General features: G+C 67.3%; 5 protein-coding genes. 4 read left to right on the plus strand and 1 reads right to left on the minus strand.

The features are described 5' to 3' along the window. A partial coding sequence (locus WD271_02350) for a peptide chain release factor-like protein (GenBank protein ID MEX1006666.1) occupies nucleotides 1-363 on the minus strand: 363 nt, incomplete at its 3' end. 102 nt (nucleotides 364-465) lie between these two features. Between WD271_02350 and WD271_02355 the strand changes: the two genes are divergently transcribed. The 4 genes from WD271_02355 to WD271_02370 form a co-directional block, all read left to right on the plus strand. Further along, nucleotides 466-2103, plus strand: a complete 1638-nt coding sequence (locus WD271_02355) for an ABC transporter substrate-binding protein (protein ID MEX1006667.1) — start codon at nucleotides 466-468, stop codon at nucleotides 2101-2103. A 51-nt stretch (nucleotides 2104-2154) separates the two neighbouring features. Further along, nucleotides 2155-3147 (plus strand): ABC transporter permease, encoded by a 993-nt coding sequence (locus tag WD271_02360; protein ID MEX1006668.1) that lies wholly within the window; start codon nucleotides 2155-2157, stop codon nucleotides 3145-3147. Next, nucleotides 3134-4126, plus strand: coding sequence for an ABC transporter permease (locus WD271_02365; GenBank protein ID MEX1006669.1), 993 nt, complete (start codon nucleotides 3134-3136; stop codon nucleotides 4124-4126). The genes WD271_02360 and WD271_02365 overlap by 14 nt, the downstream gene beginning before the upstream one ends. Further along, the coding region (locus tag WD271_02370; protein ID MEX1006670.1) for an ABC transporter ATP-binding protein at nucleotides 4123-5093 on the plus strand (971 nt) is incomplete at its 3' end. The genes WD271_02365 and WD271_02370, both read left to right, overlap by 4 nt.

The raw sequence follows: 5093 nt of genomic DNA on the forward strand, positions 1-5093 counted from the left end.
GCGCTTGGCGTCGCGTCGCCGAGCGCGCGCGGCCCGCGGCGGGCGGGGGGGACGGCGCGGACGCTCGACGCGCAGCCCCTCGGCGAGACGCGCCCGGAGCCGCTCGAGCGCCAGCTCGCGATTCCGGGCCTGTGAGCGGGTGTCGGACGCGGTCGCCCGCACCACCGGTCCGAGTCGTTCGAGGAGCCGGGCCCGCTGCCGAGGCCCGAGCGACGGGGAACCGGCCACCGCGAAGGAGACCTCCACGCGAGTGTCGGAGGTATTGGCGTGCTGACCACCGGGGCCGCCCGATCGGCTCGTGCGCCACACGAGCTCGTCGAGGGCGATCGCACAGCTGGGTGTGATGCGGAGACGTCCGTCCACACGCCGACAATATGGGCCTTGGCGATATGGGCCCTGACGGTACAGACCGGCTGATGCTGGGTACGCTTACCGCCCAGTAACCCGCGTGCCGGTAGGACACGCGTGGAGGAGCCCAGGGGGGCGAACACGATGCACGTTCGAGCCGCAAGAGTCCCGCGACGCGCAGGGTTCCGCGCCCTCGCGGTCACCGTCGTCGTCGCGCTCGGCACCACGCTCCTCGTGAGCAGCGCCGCCGCCGCGCCGAAGGAGGGTGGCTCGATCACCTATGGCCTCGAGTCCGAGACCGGCGGTGGGTGGTGCCCCACTTCCGAGCGCCTCGCCGCCTCCGGGATCATGGTGGAGGCCGCGATCTACGACCTGCTCGTCGTGCCGAACGCCAAGAACGAGATGGTGCCCTACCTGGCCAAGTCGGTCGGGCCCAACGCCGACTACACACAGTGGACCATCAAGCTGCGTGACGGCATCAAGTTCCACGACGGCACGCCGCTCGACGCGGACGCGGTGAAGCAGAACATCGAGGCGTGGCGCAAGGGTGCGCTCTACAGCTCGATCTACAAGGACATCACCGACGTCACGGTAAACGACCCGCTCACGCTCACCATCACCGTGTCTCGACCCTGGTTGGCGTTCGCGAGCTACCTCTACCTCGACGGTCGCTCCGGCATCGTGGCTCCGGCCCAGCTCGCCAACCCCGACACGTGCAACAGCAACCTGATCGGGACGGGCCCGTTCAAGCTCGACCACTGGACGGTCAACCAGGAGCTCGTCGTCACCAAGAACGCCGACTATTGGCAGAAGGACTCGAAGGGCAAGCAGCTCCCGTACCTCGACAAGATCACGTTCAAGCCCATCGCCGAGGCGAGCCAGCGCGTGAACTCGCTCGTCGGCAAGCAGCTCGATGTGATGCACACGTCCGACGGCCAGCAGGTCGACGCGCTCAACCAGATGGCGGGCCAACTCAACCTCATGAAGGAGAAGCCGGGCCGCCGCGAGACCCGCTACTACCTCATGAACGTGGCGAAGGCGCCGCTCGACGACATCGATGCCCGAATGGCCGTCGCCCTGGCGATCGACCGCAACCAGATCAACCAGATCCGGAACAACGGCGTGTACGACATCTCCAACGGGCCGTTCGACTTCAAGGTGCCGGGGTACGTGAAAGACCCGGGCTTTCCGAAGTACAACCTGAAGAAGGCGAAGGCACTGGCCAGCAAGTACAAGGCTGCGCACGCCGGCGAGTTCAGCGTGGTGCTCGAGCACACCAACGACCCCGCCAACAGCGCCGAGGCGCAGCTCATCAAGGAACAGCTCGCGAAAGCGGGGATCGACGCGACCTTGAAGCAGGACGACCAGACGGCCTTTGTCGTCGCCGCGATCTCGGGGAACTTCAGCATCATGCTCTGGCGCCAGCACCCGGGGAACGACCCCGACGGGCAGTACGTGTGGTGGAACACGGGGTCGCTCGTGAACTTCGGCAAGATCGCCGACCCCGAGCTGCAGGCGCTGATCGACCAGGGGCGTAGTGAAACCGACCCCGCCAAGCGGAAGGCGATCTACCAGCAGGTCGACAAGCTGTTCGCCAAGAAGGTCTACAACATCTGGGCCTACTACGCGGACTGGACCGTCGCCGCCCAGAAGAACGTGCAGGGCCTGGCCGGCCCGCCGCTCCCCGACGGCGGGGGCAAGCCGGAGTTCATCTACGGCCGGCACCCGTTGCTCGGCATCTACAAGACGCAGTAGACCCTCAGGTGCCGGGGCATTCCGGCATCCGGTGATTGGGGGGCTCGGAACATGCGGAACATCGCGCGCCGGCTGTTCCAGCTCGTGCTGGTGGTCGTGCTGTCGACGCTGTTCGCGTTCAGCCTGCTGCGGCTCTTCCCGGGCGACATCTCCGACGCCGTACTCCCACTCGGCACGAAGCAACAAAAGCAGCAGTTCCGGGAGGACAACGGTCTCGACAAGCCGTTCTTCGCGCAGTACGCGACCTGGCTCGGAAACCTGGTGCAGGGTGACCTCGGCAAGGACTACCAGTCGAACACCGAGGTGAGCAAGAAGCTCGAGGCTGCGCTCCCCGTGTCCCTCCAGCTCATGCTCTACGCGCAGATCCTCGCGTTGCTCGTGGCGATCCCTCTCGGCGTGCTCACCGCGTACCGCGCCAACACCAAGACCGACCGCAGCCTCAACGCCGGCGCGTTCGCATTGCTCGCGCTGCCGAGCTTCGTGCTCGCGCTCGCGCTCTCGTACTTTGTCGGGGTGAAATGGCAGCCCGACATACCCTGGCTCGGCCAGATCCCGGTCACCGGCTACGAACCGGGATGGCTCGAGCCGCTGTTCGGCCAACCGAGCGGCGACATCGGCAAGCACTTCGGCACGTTGCTGCTCCCCGCAATCGCCCTCGCCGCCGGTTTGATCGCGGTGTACATGCGGTTGCTCCGCAGCGACATGATCGCGACACTCCAGGAGAACTACATCACGATGGCGCGCGCCAAGGGACTCTCCGACCGGCGCATCCTGTGGCGCCACGCGCTCCGACCCTCGAGCCTCACCTTGCTCACGGTCGCCGGCCTGAACTTCGGTACGCTCATCGGCGGCGCCGTCGCGGTGGAAGTGATCTTCCAGATTCCGGGAATGGGCACGCTGATCTACCAGGCGATCAACGCGCGGCAGTTCGTGGAGCTCCAGAGCTACATCGCGATCATCGCCATCGGTTACGTGTTGCTCAACTTCGTGATCGATTCCCTCTACGTGGTGATCGACCCGAGGATCCGTCGTGCCCACGCCTGAAAGACCCGACGCGTTGCAGGAGCTCGTCGGCGACGCAACGACGCGCGGCATGCCCGTCGACGCGGGCACCATCGAGATCGCGGCCGTCGAGACGGGTCCCCAGGTCCGCCGCCGGAAGGGTTTGGGCTTCGCGGCGTGGCTGTCGATCGGATGGATGGTGTTCGTCGTGGGCGGGGCGCTGCTCGCGCCCTACCTCGGGCTCGACGATCCGAAGAACAGCATCACCGAGATCACGCGGCGCGGCCCGTTCGCGAAGGCGGGAACCGCCCCCGGTCATCTTCTCGGCGGCGACTTCAACGGCCGCGACATGCTGTCGCGCCTGCTGTGGGGCGGGCGCGTCACGCTGGTGGTCGCGACCTTGGCAGTGTTGCTCGGCTTCGTGCTGGGGGGCGCCCTCGGCCTCGTGGGCGGCTATTTCCGCGGGAAGACCGACACCGTCGTGAGCTTGCTGCTCGACGTGTTCCTCGCCATTCCCGCGGTGATCCTCGCGCTCGCGCTCGTGACGATCCTGCGCACCCAACCGGGCTCGGGCAGTGAGGCCGGGCTCGACCCCGAGGTCGCGCTCATCCTCGCGCTGGGGATCGTGTCGATTCCGGTGCTCGGGCGCATCACGCGCGCAAGCACGCTGTCGTGGTCGGAGCGCGAGTTCGTGCTCGCGGCGAAGGCGCAAGGCGCGAAACACCGACGCATTTTGTTCCGCGAGGTGTTGCCGAACGTGCTCCCCGCGATGTACTCGATCGCGCTGCTCGGCGTCGCGGTGGCCATCGTCGCCGAAGGCACGTTGAGCATCCTGGGCGCGAGCGTCGAGGCCGACACTCCCACTTGGGGCAACATGATCGCGGTCGGGCGCCAGTTCATCGAGCGCGCGCCGCACATCGTGTTCGAGCCCGCCCTCATGATCTTCTTCACCGTGCTCGCGCTCAACATGTTGGGCGACGTCGTGCGGGCCCGCTTCGACGTGCGGGAGGGGGGCCTGTGACCGATTCGGCGACCGATTCGGTGCCCGGCACGGCGTCCGAGACACCCCCCGCGCAGTCGGAGGCGCCGTTGCTCGTGGTCGAAGACGTCGCCACGCACTTCGACACCGACCGCGGCCTCGTGCGCGCGGTCGACGGCGTGTCGTTCGTCCTCGACCGGGGCAAGACGCTCGGCATCGTCGGCGAGTCGGGGTCGGGGAAGACGGTGCTCTCGCGATCGATCATGGGGCTGCTCCCGAAGAAGGGGGTGGTCCGCCACGGCTCCATCCGCTTCGAGGGCACCGAGATCGGGAGCCTCGGCCCGAAGCAGATGCGCGCGTACTGGGGCGCGCACATGGCGATGGTCTTCCAGGACCCGATGACTTCGCTGAACCCAGTGATGAAGATCGGGAAACAGATCACCGAGTCGATCCACACCCACCTCGACGTAACTCGTGATTTCGCCAACGAACTTGCGGTCTCCCTGCTCACTTCCGTGCGCGTCTCCGATCCGGAGCGGCGCATGGACGACTATCCGCACCAACTCTCCGGCGGCTTGCGCCAGCGGGTGTGCATCGCGGTCGCGCTCGCCGCCGGGCCGCAGGTTCTCTTCGCCGACGAGCCCACCACTGCACTCGACGTGACCGTGCAGGCCCAGGTGCTCGACGTGCTCGAGGCCCAACAGCGCGAGCGATTCATGGCACTGGTACTCGTCACCCACGACCTCGGCGTCGTCGCCGGCCGCGCCGACAACGTGATCGTGATGTACGCCGGCCAGGTGGTGGAGCAGGCACCCACCGCCACCCTCTTCGAGCACATGCGGATGCCCTACACCGAGGCGCTCCTGCGGTCGATCCCCAAGATCGGCGAGCCGAGCCATACGCGACTCACCGCGATTCCCGGCCGCCCGCCCGACCTGGTGCAACCTCCCGTTGGCTGCCGGTTCGCCGACCGGTGCGCCTACGTGAAGGATCGGTGCCGTGGGGGGGC

Source organism: Acidimicrobiia bacterium, assembly GCA_040880805.1.
In the GTDB taxonomy this organism is placed as follows: domain Bacteria; phylum Actinomycetota; class Acidimicrobiia; order IMCC26256; family DASPTH01; genus DASPTH01.

Bases quoted from the DNA above. Each gene is read 5' to 3' on its own strand.
- WD271_02360 (MEX1006668.1), top strand. From the start codon at position 2,155: ATGCGGAACATCGCGCGCCGGCTGTTCCAGCTCGTGCTGGTGGTCGTG.